Genomic DNA, 15,679 nt, shown 5'->3' on the forward strand with positions numbered 1-15,679 from the left:
ACGAACAATAATGAACTAAATGGAAATTAACAGAAGGTTTCTGGATGGTTCTCGAACTGGTTGGCATCCGTAAATCCGTGGGGACCGAGCCTTGGCTCCATCCCATGGACCTGACTTTGCGCGAGTCGGATGTCACCGTATTGCTGGGGGCCACCCGGGCGGGCAAGACCAGTCTGATGCGCATCATGGCTGGTCTGGATGCGCCCAGCGCGGGCAGGGTGCTGGCAGACGGGAAAGACGTCACGGGCGTGCCGGTGCGCCAGCGCAATATTGCCATGGTGTATCAGCAGTTCATCAACTACCCTTCCATGACCGTGGCGCAGAACATTGCCTCGCCGCTGCGTCTGCGAGGCGAACGCGATGTGGCCGACAAGGTGGTGGCCATGGCACGCGCCTTGCACATCGAAGACTATCTGGATCGCCTGCCTGCCGAACTTTCGGGCGGCCAGCAGCAGCGTGTTGCACTGGCGCGCGCCCTGATCAAGGATGCGCCGCTGATGCTTCTGGATGAACCGCTGGTCAACCTCGACTACAAGCTGCGCGAAGAACTGCGTGAAGAATTGGGCACCATGTTCGCGCAGCAGCGCGCCACGGTGGTCTATGCCACCACCGAACCCGGTGAAGCCCTGATGCTCGGGGGGCATGTTGCGGTCATGGATCGTGGCGAACTGCTGCAATACGGCCCCACGCTGGAGGTCTTCGAACGTCCCGCATCCCTGCGGGTGGCGCGCGCATTCAGCGATCCGCCCATGAATCTCCTGAGCGCGCAGGTGCATGCAGGTTGCATCCAGGTCGGCGGTGTGGGTGAGCTGGCATTGCCGCTCGAAACAGTGCCGGCCGCAGCCATGCACGGCCCGGTCAGCCTGGGTCTGCGGGCCACCGATCTGGCGCTCGAACCCCAGGCACACGATTGTCACGTGGCGGGGGTGGTGCAGCTGGCCGAGATCTCGGGCTCGTTCACTTACGTGCACGTACAGACTGCGGCAGGGGATCTGATCGCGCAGGTCCCCGGCGTGCGCCATCATGCGCTTGGCCAGGCGATCACGGTGCATTTTTCCAGCCGGCGCGCGTTTGTGTTCGGCGCGGACGACGCCTTGCTGTGGGCGCCGCCGCGCCTGGGGGGCTGACATGGCACGGATCGAGCTGGACCTGGCCCACAGCTATCAGCGCCACCCGCACTCCGAGGCGGATTACGCGCTGCTGCCTTTGCAGATCACATTCGAAGATGGCGGTGCCTATGCTTTGCTCGGGCCATCGGGCTGCGGCAAGACCACCATGCTGAACATCATTTCCGGGCTGGTCACGCCGTCCCGGGGCCATGTGCGCTTCGATGGCCGGGATCGCACGCACGACTCGCCGCAGGCGCGCAATATCGCGCAAGTATTCCAGTTTCCTGTGATTTACGACACCATGACCGTGGGCGAGAATCTGGCCTTCCCGCTGCGCAACCGGCGCATGCCCAGCGACCAGATCCGGCAGCGTGTCCATCACATTGCCGGCTTGCTCGAACTGACAGGCCAGCTCAATCAGCGGGCGGCCAATCTGCCTGCGGATGCCAAACAGAAGATCTCGCTGGGTCGCGGCCTGGTGCGCCCGGATGTCTCGGCGGTGCTGTTCGATGAACCCCTCACCGTGATCGATCCACAGCTCAAATGGGAGTTGCGCCGCAAGCTCAAGCAGATTCACCAGGAATTGGGCCTGACCCTGATCTACGTCACCCATGATCAAATCGAGGCCATGACGTTCGCCGACAGCGTGCTGGTCATGGCCAGGGGCAGGGTGGTGCAGCAGGGCAGCCCTGCAGAACTGTTCGAACGCCCCCGGCACACTTTTGTGGGCCATTTCATCGGCTCGCCCGGTATGAACCTCGTGCCAGTGCACGTACACCCCGACGGGACGCTGCAGTTGCAGGGACAGGGCCACGGACAGGGCCACGGACAGGTGCAGGGCCCATCGTTGGCGCACACGGATGGCCGGCGCCTGCCCGAGGGGCCACTGACCCTGGGGCTGCGGCCCGAATACCTGCGGTTTGCGGCCGAACCCCAGCCCGGCAGCGTCGCGGCTGAAGTCACGCGTGTGCGCCATATGGGCATCAGCCAGTTGCTCAGCGCAGTGGCTGGCGGGCACGAATTCAAGGCCTACCTGCCTGCCGATGCCGCGGCGCCGGCCCCGGGTGCCCGTGTGCATCTGGTGCTGCTCGATGCGCACACCTGTTTTTACCAGAACGAGGAACTGATCTCATGAGTGTGGTGGTCAAGCCGGTAAACCAAAAGGCGTGGTGGCTGATCGTCCCGGTGATTCTGTGTGTGGCGTTCTCGGCCATCATTCCGCTGATGACCGTGGTGAATTATTCGGTGCAGGACATCATAGGGCCCGGGCGGGCCGTGTTCGTCGGTACCGAATGGTTTGCCGAGATCATGCGCAACGAAGACCTGCTATCGGCCCTGTTGCGTCAGCTGATGTTTTCGATGGCGGTGCTGCTGATCGAGATCCCGCTTGGCGTGCTGCTGGCACTGTCCATGCCCGAGCGCGGTTGGCGTGCGTCAGCGGTGCTGGTGATCGTGGCCCTGTCGCTGCTCATCCCCTGGAATGTGGTCGGTACGATCTGGCAGATTTTCGGTCGCACGGACATTGGCCTGCTGGGCAACCTGCTGGTCGGCCTGGGGCTGGATTACAGCTATTCGGGCAACCCGGTGCAGGCCTGGCTGACCGTGCTGCTCATGGACGTGTGGCACTGGACGCCCCTGGTGGCGTTGCTGGCGTATGCCGGCTTGCGCGCCATTCCCGAGGCCTACTATCAGGCGGCCAGCATCGACGGTGCCAGCAAATGGGCGGTATTCCGCTACATACAGCTGCCCAAGATGCGCGGTGTCCTGATGATTGCGGTCTTGCTGCGCTTCATGGACAGCTTCATGATCTACACCGAGCCGTTCGTGCTCACCGGTGGCGGGCCGGGCAGTTCCACGACATTCCTGAGCCAGTTCCTGACGCAGATGGCAGTGGGGCAGTTCGATGTGGGGCCAGCGGCGGCCTTTTCGCTGATCTATTTCCTGATCATTCTGCTGTTCTGCTTCCTGCTCTACAACTGGATGATGCGGGTGGGCACCCAGGACAAGGGGGGTGAGCGATGAGCGCGACACGCCGCTGGCCGCGCAAGCGTACGCTGTTTCTGGTGTGCTACCTGGTTTTTGCGCTCTTGCCCATCTACTGGATGGTCGGGATGAGCTTTCGGACCAACCAGGAAATCCTGTCGAACTTCACCCTGTTTCCGCATCATTTCACGCTGGACAGCTATCGCCTGATCCTGACGGATCCATCCTGGTACATGGGTTACGTGAACAGCCTGATCTATGTCTGCATCAACATGGTGATTTCCATCGCGGTCGCGCTGCCGGCCGCGTATGCGTTTTCGCGCTACTCATTTCTGGGCGACCGCCAGGTGTTCTTCTGGCTGCTCACCAACCGCATGACACCACCGGCGGTGTTTCTGCTGCCTTTCTTCCAGTTCTATACCACGCTGGGGCTCATGGACACCCATCTGGCCGTGGCACTGGCCCATCTGCTCTTCAACGTGCCGCTGGCAGTCTGGATACTCGAGGGCTTCATGAGCGGCATTCCCAGGGAAATCGATGAAACGGCCTATATCGATGGCTACAGTTTCCCGCGTTTTTTCCTGACGATCTTCCTGCCCCTGATCAAATCGGGCGTAGGTGTCGCGGCCTTTTTCTGCTTCATGTTCAGCTGGGTCGAGCTCCTGCTGGCGCGCACGCTCACCAGCGTGAATGCCAAGCCGATCGTGGCCGTCATGACGCGCACGGTGTCGGCGTCGGGCATGGACTGGGCCACGCTGGCTGCCGCGGGCACCCTCACCATCGTGCCGGGCGCAATCGTCATCTGGTTCGTGCGCCATTACATCGCCAAGGGCTTTGCGATGGGGCGGGTCTAGCCACAGGAGAACACAATGCTTGACTGGATGGTCTGGACGCTTCCCACCGCGGTGTTTTTCATCTGTATCGCCCTCATGCTGGCCGTGATGACGATCTGGGAAATCAGATCGCCCTGCGTCATGCGCAAGGGCTTCCTGCCCATCCCCACGACACGGGGTGATCGCCTGTTCATCGGCTTGCTGGTGGCGGCCTACATCAACCTGGCATTTCTGGGCCTGGGCGAGGTGATCATGGAATGGCTTGAACTGTCCGATGAGCCATCCCTGTGGATCAGCGTGGTGGTTTCGGCTGCGGTGCTGGTGCTCATCATGCGCAGGGGCTGATGTTCTTGCACAGGCGTGCGTCCGGCCAGGCAGGCAGAGATTCGGCATGGGCCCCCATTCCCGGGCGTGCCGAAGCGTAGGGCATGGGAATGATCATCAATCACGAGGAGATTCGACATGAAATTGCGTCACACAACCCTGGCCATCGCCCTGGCCTGTGCCCTGGGTGCCCAGGCGTCATGGGCGGGCATGGCCGAGGCCGAGAAATGGGTCGACAATGAATTCCAGCCCTCGACCCTGAGCAAGGATCAGCAGATGGCCGAGATGCAATGGTTCATCGACGCCGCGGCCAAGCTCAAGGCCAAGGGCATCGATGAAATCGCCGTGGTGTCCGAAACCCTGACCACGCATGAATACGAATCCAAGGTGCTCGCCAAGGCCTTCGAGGAAATCACGGGCATCAAGGTCAATCACGACATCATTCAGGAAGGCGACGTGGTCGAGAAGCTCCAGACCTCGATGCAGTCGGGCAAGTCCATTTACGATGGCTGGATCTCCGACTCCGATCTGATCGGCATGCATTACCGTTATGGCGAAGTGCTCAACCTGACGGACTACATGCAGGGCGATGGCAAAGAGTTCACCAACCCGGGCTTGGATGTCGAGGATTTCATCGGTACCTCGTTCACCACGGCACCCGATGGCAAGCTGTATCAATTGCCCGATCAGCAGTTCGCCAACCTGTACTGGTTCCGCTACGACCTGTTCAACGACGAGCAACTGAAGAAGCAGTTCAAGGACAAATACGGCTACGAACTGGGTGTGCCGGTCACCTGGACGGCCTACGAAGACATCGCCAAGTTCTTTTCGGAAGACGTCAAGACCATCGATGGCAAACCCATTTACGGGCACATGGATTATGGCAAGAAAGATCCGTCGCTGGGCTGGCGCTTCACGGACGCCTGGCTGTCCATGGCGGGTGCGGCCGACAAGGGCTACCCCAATGGCCTGCCGGTCGACGAATGGGGCATACGGGTGGCCGAAGATGGCTGTACGCCGGTGGGTGCCTCGGTGTCACGCGGCGGCGCAACCAATTCGCCGGCGGCGGTCTATGCCCTGATCAAATACATAGACTGGCTGAAGCAATATGCGCCCGAGAGCGCGCAGGGCATGACATTTTCCGAGGCCGGCCCGGTGCCGGCACAAGGCGAGATCGCCCAGCAGATCTTCTGGTATACCGCCTTCACGGCCGACATGACCAAAAAGGGTCTGCCCGTGGTCAATGACGACGGCACCCCGAAATGGCGCATGGCCCCCGCACCGCACGGCCCCTACTGGAAGGACGGCATGCAGAACGGCTATCAGGACGTGGGTTCCTGGACGTTCTTCAAGGATCATGACCCTGACAAGGTCGCCGCGGCATGGCTGTACGCACAGTTCGTGACGTCCAAGACGGCATCGCTGAAAAAATCCATCGAAGGCCTGACATTCATCCGCGACAGTGACATTCACAGCGATTACTTCACGGAAAATGCCGACAAATATGGCGGCCTGATCGAGTTCTACCGCAGCCCCGCACGGGTCGCCTGGACACCGACTGGCACCAATGTCCCCGACTATCCGAAGCTCGCCCAGCTGTGGTGGCGCAATGTCTCGCAAGCCATCGCCGGCGAGAAGACGCCGCAGAAGGCCATGGACAACCTGGCCGAGGAGATGGACAAGGTCATGGCCCGTCTGGAGCGTGCAGGCATGAAGTACTGCACGCCCAAGCTCAACCCCAAGAGCAATCCCGACAAGTGGCTGAGCGATGAGCACGCCCCCTGGAAGAAGCTGGCCAACGAGAACCCCAAGCCTGAAACCGTGCCATACGATTCCCTGCTGCAGGCCTGGAAAGAAGGCAAGGTGCGTTGAGCCGACGGACCATGATCGAGCCAAGTGATTCGTGCGGCCGCCTGCCGACCGGCAGGCCGGCGCTGCTGGCCCGCCTCGAGGCGCTCGCTGAGGTTGACCTGGTCGTCATCGGAGGCGGGGCCAGTGGTCTTGGGCTGGCGCTGGATGCCCGCCTGCGGGGCCTGTCGGTGTTGCTGCTCGAATCGCATGACTTCGCCGGCGGGACGTCGTCGCGCGCCACCAAGCTCGTACACGGTGGCGTGCGCTACCTGGCTCAGGGCAACATCGCCCTGGTCCGCGAGGCCCTGCATGAGCGTCGGGCCTTGCTGGCCAACGCGCCACACCTGGCCCAGCCCCTGGGTTTCGTCATGCCGGCCTATCACAAATGGCAGCTGCCCTTCTATGGGCTGGGGCTGAAGGTCTACGACGCGCTCGCGGGGGCTGCGAGCCTGGGTGGTACCCGGCGCCTGAGTCGGGAAGACACCTTGCGTGAGTTGCCCGGTGTGAACCCCGAGCACCTGGCCGGGGGGGTCAAGTACTGGGATGGGCAGTTCGACGATGCCCGCCTGGCGCTGGCGCTGGCCCGCACGGCTGCGGCGCAGGGCGCCTTGCTGCTCAATTACTGTCCGGTGGTCGCGATCCTGCACGAGCGGGATCAGGTGTGCGGGGTGCGTTGGCAGGATGCGCTCGACGCGGCCTCTTCGCGCTCGGGCGAGATCCGTGCGCGCTGTGTGGTCAATGCAACCGGCGTGTGGGCCGATGACGTACGGGCGCTGGATGACGCTGCTCGCGGCCGGGCGGCAGCCCCCATGGTAGCCCCCAGCCAGGGGGTCCATCTGGTGGTCGAACGCGGCTTCATGCCAGGCCACGAGGCCCTGCTGGTACCACGCACCCGCGATGGCCGGGTGCTCTTTGCCGTGCCCTGGCAGGGACACCTGATTCTGGGTACGACCGATACACCACGCGCGCAGGTGGTGCGCGAGCCGCAGGCACTGCCCGAAGAGGTGGCCTTCATTCTGTCCGAAGCGGCCAAGGTGCTGGTGCGGGCGCCTCAGGTGGCGGATGTGCTCAGCATCTGGGCGGGGCTGCGGCCTCTGGTGAGACCCGCCACGGGCCATCGTGATGAAACCCGGCGCCTGAGCCGTGAACATGATGTGCGCCTGAGTCCGAGCCGTCTGGTGACGGTGACGGGCGGCAAATGGACGACTTACCGGGCGATGGCCGAAGACGTGCTGCAATTCTGTGTGCAACATGGCCTGCTGGCCCACTTGCCGGCCTGCCGCACTGCCCATTTTCCCCTCGTCGGTGCGCCGGCACCCGGTGCGCCGGCCACACCCATGAGCGCCATGCCCGGCCTGCACATGTATGGCAGTGAAGCGCCGGTCGTAGGCGGCCTGCCGGGGCACGACGTGGATCTGGGCCTGGGCCTGACCGCGGCCATGGTGCGTTTTGCAGCGCGCTGCGAATATGCCTGCAAGGTGGAGGACGTGCTGGCACGGCGCCACCGGATGCTGTTCCTGGATGCCGCGCGTGCCCGGCAGGCCGCGCCCTGCGTGGCTGAAATTCTGCAAGAGGAAACCGGTCATCACGGCGCGCTGGATGCATTTCTGGCTCTGGCGACACGCTATGCAACCGTGCCGCAGTGAGCGCGCATGTGCTGCAGGAGGGCGAGGCAGCGTGATGTGGCGTGATGCTGCAAGGTACACGGCGACGCAGCGGGACGTAATGCGGCAGGGCGCCAATTTTTACGTCCTGCATTTATAATGTCAGGTTGGATTCACTTTCCGGCCCCCCGAATGAAAACGTCCGAGATCCGTCAGAAGTTCCTGTCTTTTTTTGAATCGAAAGGGCACCAGGTCGTTGCGTCGTCCCCATTGGTACCGGGCAACGACCCCACCCTGCTGTTCACCAACGCGGGCATGGTGCAGTTCAAGGATGTATTCACAGGCAAGGAAACCCGGCCCTATCAGCGCGCGACCACGGCGCAGCGCTGCGTGCGTGCCGGCGGCAAGCACAATGATCTCGAGAATGTGGGTTACACGGCGCGCCACCACACCTTCTTCGAGATGCTGGGCAATTTCAGCTTTGGTGACTACTTCAAGCACGATGCCATCGCCTACGCCTGGGAACTGCTCACCGGGGTCTACGGCCTGCCTGCCGAGCGCCTCTGGGTCACCGTCTACCACGAAGATGACGAGGCCTATCGCATCTGGGCCGAACAGATCGGGGTGCCACAGGAACGCATCATCCGCATTGGCGACAACAAGGGCGCACCCCATGCGTCCGACAATTTCTGGCAGATGGCCGATACCGGGCCATGCGGGCCGTGCTCCGAAATTTTCTACGATCATGGGCCCGAGGTCTGGGGCGGCCCGCCGGGCTCTGCCGAAGAAGATGGCGATCGCTATATCGAAATCTGGAATCTGGTGTTCATGCAGTTCGAGCGCGATGCGCAAGGCATCATGCACCCCTTGCCCAAGCCGTGCGTCGATACTGGCATGGGGCTCGAGCGCATAGCCGCCGTGCTGCAGCACGTGCACTCGAATTACGAGATCGACCTGTTCCAGGCCCTGATCCGGGCCGCCGCGCGCGAAACCGGCTGCACCCGGCTGGATGACAACTCGCTGAAGGTCATCGCCGATCACATCCGCGCCTGCAGCTTCCTGGTGGTCGATGGCGTGATCCCCGGCAATGAGGGGCGTGGCTACGTGCTGCGGCGCATCATCCGCAGGGCTTTGCGCCATGGGCACAAACTGGGCCAGAAAGGCCTGTTCTTCCATCGGCTGGTGGGCGACCTGGTCGGGCAGATGGGCGCGGCCTATCCAGAACTCGCAGCCCAGCAGCAGCGTGTCGAACAGGTGTTGCGCCAGGAAGAGGCGCGCTTTGGCGAAACCCTCGAAAATGGCATGCGCATTCTCGAGGCGGCGCTGGCCGACCTGCCGGCCGGCCAGGCCCTCGATGGCGACACCCTGTTCCTGCTCTACGATACCTTTGGCTTTCCGGTCGATCTGACGGCCGACATATGCCGCGAGCGCTCGATTCCGGTGGATCTCGAGGGCTTCGAGGCCGCCATGGCCCGGCAGCGCGAGCAGGCCCGGGCGGCGGGCCGCTTCAAGGCCGCCGTGGATCTGGCCTACGAAGGCGCCGATACCCGTTTCGATGGCTACGAGCGGCTCGAGGGCGAGGCCCGGGTTCTGGCGCTGTACGTGCAAGGCACCGCCGTGCAGGGCATTGCCCAGGGGCAGGATGCGGTGGTGGTGCTCGATGCCACACCTTTTTACGCCGAATCGGGGGGCCAGGTGGGCGATGCCGGCGTGCTGTGCAATCCGGCCGCCCGCTTTCAGGTTGACGATACGCAGAAGATTCATAGCCAGGTGTTTGGCCACCACGGCTGCCTGCTCGAAGGCACGCTGTCGGTGGGCGATGCCGTGCAGGCCCAGGTCGATGTTCGTCGCCGTCAGGACACGATGCGCAACCATTCGGCCACGCACCTGATGCACAAGGCCTTGCGCCAGGTGCTGGGCGAGCACGTGCAGCAGCGGGGTTCTCTGGTCGATGCCGACAAGACGCGCTTTGACTTCGCCCATGACGCGCCCCTGACGGCCGAGCAGATCGCTCGTACCGAAGCCATCGTCAATGAAGAAATCCTGGCCAATCAGGCGGTTCAGGCACGCCTGTTGCCCTACGATGAAGCGGTGGCCGGCGGCGCGATGGCGCTGTTTGGCGAAAAATACGGTGATGTCGTGCGGGTGCTCGATATCGGGTTTTCGCGCGAACTCTGCGGCGGCACGCACGTTGCGCGTACGGGTGATATCGGCTTGTTCAAGCTGGTGTCCGAGGGCGGGGTCGCGGCCGGCACCCGGCGCGTGGAAGCCATCACCGGGCATCGCGCGCTGGCCTGGGTGCAGGCCCTGCAAGACACCCTGCAGCAGGCCGCCGATCAGCTCAAGTCACGCCCCGAGGGGGTGCCCGAGCGCATCGGGCACCTGCAGCAACAGCTGCGCCACGATGAGCGCGAACTCGCACGCCTGCAAGACAGGCTGGCCTCGGCAATGGGGGCTGAACTCGCGGACCAGGCCGTGGATGTGGCGGGCGTGAAGCTGCTGGCCGTGCGGGTGGCCGGGGTCGAACCGAAGGCCTTGCGCGGCATGGTCGACCAGCTCAAGTCGCGCTTGCCCGCTGCGGTGATCCTGCTGGCTGCCGTGGCCGATGACAGGATCAGCCTGGTGGCTGGCGTGGGGCCAGATATCGTGGCCCGCGTCAAGGCTGGGGATCTGGTGGCCGCCGTCGCCTCTCAGGTGGGCGGCAAGGGCGGCGGGCGGCCCGATATGGCCATGGGCGGGGGCACGGATGTCGCGGCGCTCGACGGTGCACTGGCCCGGATCCCCAACTGGCTCGCCAGCCGTCTCGAGGCCGTCGCATGACCCAGTTGATTTCTGCGCCGGATCACTGTGTGGACGCGCGCGGCCTGAACTGCCCCTTGCCCATCCTGCGGGCCAAGAAGGCGCTGGCCACGCTGGTTTCGGGCCAGTTGCTCGAGGTCCTGACCACCGATGCCCATGCAGAGCGTGATTTTCAGGCCTTCTGCCAGCAGACGGGCAACCGGCTGCTGCGCCAGGAGACCCAGGGCGACGCGGTCATGGCACACTATATCGAACGCCGCTGAATCCGGGCCCCCTTGAATGCGCCATGGCCCGTTCTGCGCACCGCCTTGCGTCCGGCAACAAGCCGCAATGACAGGTTGCAATGACAGGTTGCAATGACAGGTTGCAATGACAGGTCGCAGTGGCAGGTCGCAATGATAGATCGCAGCGGCAATCGGCACTGGCAGGCCGCCCGGCCGTGGCACGGTGGCAACGTCTGCGGGCGCCATCGAGCCGGTGGGGCCGGAATGAATTGCTGATGCAGGCCTTGCAGTGCTAGAATCTTGTGTTTTTCATCGAATTTTCAAAGGATTATTCATGGTTGTGGTTCGTCTGGCGCGTGGTGGCTCAAAGAAGCGCCCCTTTTACAGTATTGTGGCGGCTGATTCACGCGATCGCCGTGATGGCCGCTTCATCGAGCGGCTGGGCTTTTACAACCCGGTGGCCTCTGAAGGCCAGGAGAACCTGCGCATTGCCCTCGATCGCATCCAGTATTGGGTCGAGCATGGCGCGCAGCTGTCCGACACCGTGGCGCGCCTGGTCAAACAGCACAGCGCCCAGGTGGCTGCTGCCGCCTGAGCGGCAGACACGCGGTCGTGGTCACACCCCCGGATACTCACGGGTCGGCCACACCGCCTGCTGACCTGATCGAGGTCGGCAGGATACTGTCTGCCCACGGTGTACGCGGCTGGTTCAGGGTGCAGGCGCATTCTTCTGCGGCGCTGGCCCTGCAGAAGGCCGAACGCTGGTGGCTGTCTGCACGGCAGGGTACCGGCGACCAGCCGCTGCCAATGCGCCCCCTTTCCATACAGGCCATTCGTCCGACAGCCTCCAGCCTGCTGGTTCAGGCGCACGGGATCACCGACCGGGATACCGCCGAGGTTCTGCGCGGCTGCAGGATCTGGGTCTCACGTGCCCGGTTTCCGGACCCCGAACCCGGTGAATACTATTGGGTGGACCTCATCGGCTGCCTGGTTTTCGGCCAGCGCGGTGACGATACGGTTCTGCTGGGCCAGGTCGACGATGTGTTCGATAACGGCGCCCATTCGGTGCTGCAGGTCACGGCCGGGCAGATCGATGCTGCGGGCCGTTTCACGCCTGATCTGGACGCGCGCGGGCGCGCGCGCCAGACCCTCGTGCCGTTTGTGGCAGCCCACATCCAGGATGTGGATCTGGCGGCGCGCCGTATCGACAGCAACTGGCCGGCCGATTTCTGATCCATTGCGCGGCACGGTTCGCCTGACGCACCCCGTCTGTCAGGGCGGGCAAGGATAGCACCATGCGTTTTGACGTCATCACGCTGTTTCCTGAGATGTTCGACGCCCTCACGGCGGCGGGGGTATGCGGGCGGGCCCATGGGCGCGGGCTCTGGAGCCTGAAAGCCTGGAACCCGCGTGCATACGCCGATGACGTGCATCGGACCGTCGATGACCGGCCTTATGGGGGGGGGCCGGGCATGGTCATGATGGCCGAACCGTTGGCGCGCGCCATCGAGGCCATACGGCAGGATCGCCTGCAGGCCACGGCGGACCCGACCGGTACCCCCCCACCCGTGATCCTGTTTTCACCTGCAGGGGCCCGCCATGCACAGGCCGCAGCGCGCAGGTGGGCCCAGGGCAGTGGGGCCATCATCGTCTGCGGCCGCTACGAAGGGGTCGACCAGCGCTTCATCGATGCCTGTGTGGACCATGAAGTGTCGGTGGGCGATTACGTGCTGTCGGGCGGTGAACTCGCCGCCATGGTCTGGCTCGACAGCATCGTGCGCCTGGTGCCCGGCGTGCTGCATGATGCGGCCTCGGCCGAGCAGGATTCGTTTGGCGATGCAGCCGGGGGTCTGCTCGATTGCCCGCACTATACGCGGCCCGAGCAGTGGCGTGGCGAGGACGTGCCGCCCGTGTTGATGTCGGGGCACCACGAGCGCATCCAGACCTGGCGCGGGGCGCAGGCGCTTGCCCTGACCCGGGCGCGGCGCCCCGACCTGCTGGGGCCCGGGGCGGATGAGCCTGACGACCCGGCCGGGGGATGACCCGGGCCGGAACCGGGGTCAGAGCCCGAGCACCTTGGATACGTAATCGGCATCCTTGTCGCCGCGGCCCGAAAGGTTGACCAGTATGTGCTGGCTGGCAGGCAGGGCAGGGGCCGCGCGCAGGGCCCAGGCAACAGCGTGCGCGCTTTCGAGGGCGGGGATGATGCCCTCGGTGCGCGACAGGGTCATGAAGGCATCCAGGCATTCCTGATCGGTGACGGCTTCGTACTGTACCCGGCCGATGTCCTTCAGGTAGCTGTGCTGCGGGCCGACCCCTGGATAATCGAGCCCGGACGCAATGCTGTGCACGGCAGCCGGCGTGCCGGGGGCGTCTTCGAGCACATAGCATTTCATGCCATGGATTTCGCCCGGGTGGCCCATGGTGAGCGTGGCGGCGTGCCGCCCCGCCTGGTCGGTGCCTTCGCCAGCGGGCTCGACGCCCACCAGCTTGACCTCACTGTCTTCGAGAAATGCGGTGAACAGCCCGATGGCGTTCGAGCCGCCACCAACGCAGGCGGCAGCGTAGTCGGGCAGGCGCCCGTGGCGGGCCAGGAACTGTTCACGCGCTTCGCGCCCCACGATGCTCTGGAAATCGCGCACCATCATCGGGAAAGGATGGGGGCCGACCACCGAGCCAATGGCGTAGAAGTAGTCGGTCGGATTGTCGAGATATTCTTCGAAGGCACTGTCGACCGCTTCCTTGAGGGTGGCGGCCCCACGCGTGACGGCTACCAGCCGGGTGCCCAGGATGCGCATCTTGGTGACGTTGGGATGCTCTTTTTCGATGTCGACCTGGCCCATGTGGATTTCGCAGGGGATGCCCACCAGCGCACAGGCGGTGGCCAGGGCCACGCCGTGCTGGCCGGCACCGGTTTCGGCAATGACTTTCTTCTTGCCCATGAAGCGGGCCAGCAAGGCCTCGCCCAGACAGTGATTGATCTTGTGCGCGCCGGTGTGGTTGAGGTCTTCGCGCTTGAGATGGATCTGTGCCCCACCCAGCTGGGTGGACAGGCGCGCGGCATGGAATATGGGGCTGGGCCGGCCGACGTAATCGGCATACAGGCTGGCCAGCTCTTGCTGGAACTCGGTTTGCCGGGTGATTTCGGCATAGGCCTGGGTGATGTCATCCATGGCCTGCTTGAGGTGGGGCGGCACCAACTGGCCCCCGTAGGGGCCAAAGAAACCGTGTTGATCGGGCATGGGGGCGAAAGGGCTGGCTGTACTCATGGTATCGGTCTGTCCGGAAAAGCAGGCATGAAGATGGGATATGGAAAGTGCTTACTGTACTACTGCTTGCAAATTGTTTCGAGTGGGTCTTGCCGCAATGCGGCCCACTGCAGCGTGTCTTGCCGCGCCGTGCCGCTGTGGCAGCGTGCCCTCTCGCGTCGTGCCGCCGTGAGCCTTGCGACCGCTGCATCGGCTCATTTGCGCCGCCATTCGATGAGGCCGATGGTCATGCCGCTGGCGCACACTACGAGGATGCCCACCCAGGTCACCATGTCGGGGATGTCGCCCCACACCAGCCACCCCAGGGTGGTGGCGCTGACGATCTGCAAATAGATGAAGGGTGACAGCAAGGAGGCGGGGGCATGCCAGTATGCCTGGATCTGCAGGTAATGCCCCAGGCAACCCCAGAAGCCCGTGCCCAGCAGAACCAGCCATTGCCAGGCCGAAAGCCTGGCGAGCGCCTGCACGGCCATGTCCCAGTAGAGCGGCAACCCGAGAAGCAGCAGCACGGTGCCTACCGTACCGCTCCAGATGAGCGTGGTGTAGGGGTCATCGGCAGCCACCTTGCGCGAAGTGATGTATTGCACGGCCATGATGCAGGCCGTCAGCAGGCCGTACAGGGTCCCTTCGGTGCTCAGGCCCGAGCCGGGACGGATCACGACCAGCACCCCGAGCAGGCCGATCGAGCAGGCCACCCAGCGTGACAGATAGATGCGTTCCTTGAGGATCCATGGCGCCACCGCAAGCACCAGCAGGGGCGCCAGGAAATTGATGGCCGTTGCCTGTGCCAGCGGCAGGTAGTGCAGCGTGGTGAAGAACGACATGGTGGCGGCCAGCATGGACAAGCCACGCAGCAGTTGCGCGCCGGGCCGTTTGCAGCGCACGGCGCGCCAGCCCTTGGCGGGAATCACCAGGGCAAGCGCCAGCAGCATGTGCACGCCATAGCGCACCAGACACAGTGTCAGCAGGGGCAGGGCAATATCCACACCCATGAGGTATTTGCCGCTGGCGTCCAGGCTGGAAAGCGCAAACTGGGCCCCAACCAGAAATAGCGCGCCCACCAGCACCTGGGAGCCGGTGATCCAGCTGACCTGAAAGTGTTTCATGAGAGGCGCGCTCGGTCAGGGTCGGCGTGGTCGGATGTTCGGGAAACATGCCTGCGTGGCATCATGACAGGGCGTGCCTTATCGTGGGGTGGGGATGGCTTTGAAGCGCAGCCTGTCGCCCTGGCGGGTGGTCAGGGCGAGCCAGGTATCGGCATCGTCTTGCTCGATGCGCAGATCCAAGTCACCCTGCAGATGCGCAGCCAGGGCATGGTCCCTCTGCATGAGCGCATCCGGACAGGCCATGAGGGTGGCGGCCAGATTCTTGATCTGCAGGGTGTGGGCGGTGATCCGGTAGGGGCCAAACTGGTTGTTGCAGCCCCCGTTTACGCTGAGCGCATCGTGATCGAAGCGCAGCACGACGGGGGCTTCGAGCCCCGCGGGCAGCTCGGCCAGTGCCTGGCCACTGGAATTCGTTGCGTGCTGCAGTTGCCAGCCATGCTGGATGAGTGTGTTCTGGATGGATGGGGGTGCCGTGGGCTGTGCACAGGCACTGAGCAGGACGGCCAGCGCAGCGCTGGTCAGCAAGGATTTGAAAGGCATGTTCGTCGTGGCTCGGGTCAGGAAGATGATTCGAGGG

The 15,679-nt window shown here is 63.9% G+C and carries 15 protein-coding genes; 12 read left to right on the forward strand and 3 right to left on the reverse strand.

What is annotated here, in order from left to right; translation table 11 throughout:
• Positions 1-44 precede the first annotated feature (44 nt).
• The 12 genes from WCY17_RS00070 (at position 45) to trmD (ending at position 12,769) form a co-directional block, all read left to right on the forward strand.
• A complete protein-coding gene (locus WCY17_RS00070; RefSeq protein WP_372700119.1) occupies positions 45-1,127 on the forward strand; it encodes an ABC transporter ATP-binding protein in 1,083 nt (360 codons plus the stop codon).
• A 1-nt stretch (position 1,128) separates the two neighbouring features.
• Positions 1,129-2,244 carry an ABC transporter ATP-binding protein gene (locus WCY17_RS00075; RefSeq protein WP_372700120.1) on the forward strand — a complete coding sequence of 372 codons (1,116 nt, stop codon included), beginning with the start codon at positions 1,129-1,131 and terminating at the stop codon, positions 2,242-2,244.
• Positions 2,241-3,131, forward strand: coding sequence for a carbohydrate ABC transporter permease (locus tag WCY17_RS00080; protein ID WP_372700121.1), 891 nt, complete (start codon positions 2,241-2,243; stop codon positions 3,129-3,131). Before WCY17_RS00075 ends, WCY17_RS00080 begins: the two co-directional genes overlap by 4 nt.
• Complete coding sequence (locus WCY17_RS00085) at positions 3,128-3,946, forward strand: carbohydrate ABC transporter permease (protein ID WP_372700122.1); 819 nt, start codon at positions 3,128-3,130, stop codon at positions 3,944-3,946. The genes WCY17_RS00080 and WCY17_RS00085 overlap by 4 nt, the downstream gene beginning before the upstream one ends.
• Positions 3,947-3,961: 15 nt before the next feature.
• Complete coding sequence (locus WCY17_RS00090) at positions 3,962-4,270, forward strand: DUF2160 domain-containing protein (RefSeq protein ID WP_372700123.1); 309 nt, start codon at positions 3,962-3,964, stop codon at positions 4,268-4,270.
• 117 nt (positions 4,271-4,387) lie between these two features.
• The gene (locus tag WCY17_RS00095) at positions 4,388-6,121 is read left to right on the forward strand and encodes an extracellular solute-binding protein (RefSeq protein WP_372700124.1); all 1,734 of its coding nucleotides are present in this window, start codon (positions 4,388-4,390) and stop codon (positions 6,119-6,121) included.
• Between the two features lie 11 nt (positions 6,122-6,132).
• Complete coding sequence (locus WCY17_RS00100; RefSeq protein WP_372700125.1) at positions 6,133-7,746, forward strand: glycerol-3-phosphate dehydrogenase/oxidase; 1,614 nt, start codon at positions 6,133-6,135, stop codon at positions 7,744-7,746.
• A 150-nt stretch (positions 7,747-7,896) separates the two neighbouring features.
• Positions 7,897-10,524, forward strand: coding sequence for an alanine--tRNA ligase (gene alaS, locus WCY17_RS00105; protein ID WP_372700126.1), 2,628 nt, complete (start codon positions 7,897-7,899; stop codon positions 10,522-10,524).
• Complete coding sequence (locus WCY17_RS00110; protein WP_372700127.1) at positions 10,521-10,766, forward strand: sulfurtransferase TusA family protein; 246 nt, start codon at positions 10,521-10,523, stop codon at positions 10,764-10,766. The genes alaS and WCY17_RS00110 overlap by 4 nt, the downstream gene beginning before the upstream one ends.
• Positions 10,767-11,061: 295 nt before the next feature.
• Complete coding sequence (gene rpsP / locus WCY17_RS00115; protein WP_372700128.1) at positions 11,062-11,322, forward strand: 30S ribosomal protein S16; 261 nt, start codon at positions 11,062-11,064, stop codon at positions 11,320-11,322.
• A 17-nt stretch (positions 11,323-11,339) separates the two neighbouring features.
• Complete coding sequence (gene rimM / locus WCY17_RS00120) at positions 11,340-11,960, forward strand: ribosome maturation factor RimM (protein WP_372700129.1); 621 nt, start codon at positions 11,340-11,342, stop codon at positions 11,958-11,960.
• 62 nt (positions 11,961-12,022) lie between these two features.
• Positions 12,023-12,769, forward strand: a complete 747-nt coding sequence (gene trmD, locus WCY17_RS00125) for a tRNA (guanosine(37)-N1)-methyltransferase TrmD (protein ID WP_372700130.1) — start codon at positions 12,023-12,025, stop codon at positions 12,767-12,769.
• Between the two features lie 18 nt (positions 12,770-12,787).
• Here trmD and trpB read toward each other — a convergent pair whose 3' ends face one another.
• The 3 genes from trpB to WCY17_RS00140 form a co-directional block, all read right to left on the reverse strand.
• Positions 12,788-13,996 carry a tryptophan synthase subunit beta gene (gene trpB / locus WCY17_RS00130; protein WP_372700131.1) on the reverse strand — a complete coding sequence of 403 codons (1,209 nt, stop codon included), beginning with the start codon at positions 13,994-13,996 and terminating at the stop codon, positions 12,788-12,790.
• A 194-nt stretch (positions 13,997-14,190) separates the two neighbouring features.
• Complete coding sequence (locus tag WCY17_RS00135) at positions 14,191-15,102, reverse strand: DMT family transporter (RefSeq protein ID WP_372700132.1); 912 nt, start codon at positions 15,100-15,102, stop codon at positions 14,191-14,193.
• 78 nt (positions 15,103-15,180) lie between these two features.
• On the reverse strand, positions 15,181-15,642 hold the full coding sequence (locus WCY17_RS00140) for an META domain-containing protein (protein ID WP_372700133.1): 462 nt from the start codon (positions 15,640-15,642) through the stop codon (positions 15,181-15,183).
• Positions 15,643-15,679: the final 37 nt, after the last annotated feature.

The organism is Castellaniella sp. (assembly GCF_041677825.1).
GTDB lineage: Bacteria > Pseudomonadota > Gammaproteobacteria > Burkholderiales > Burkholderiaceae_B > Castellaniella.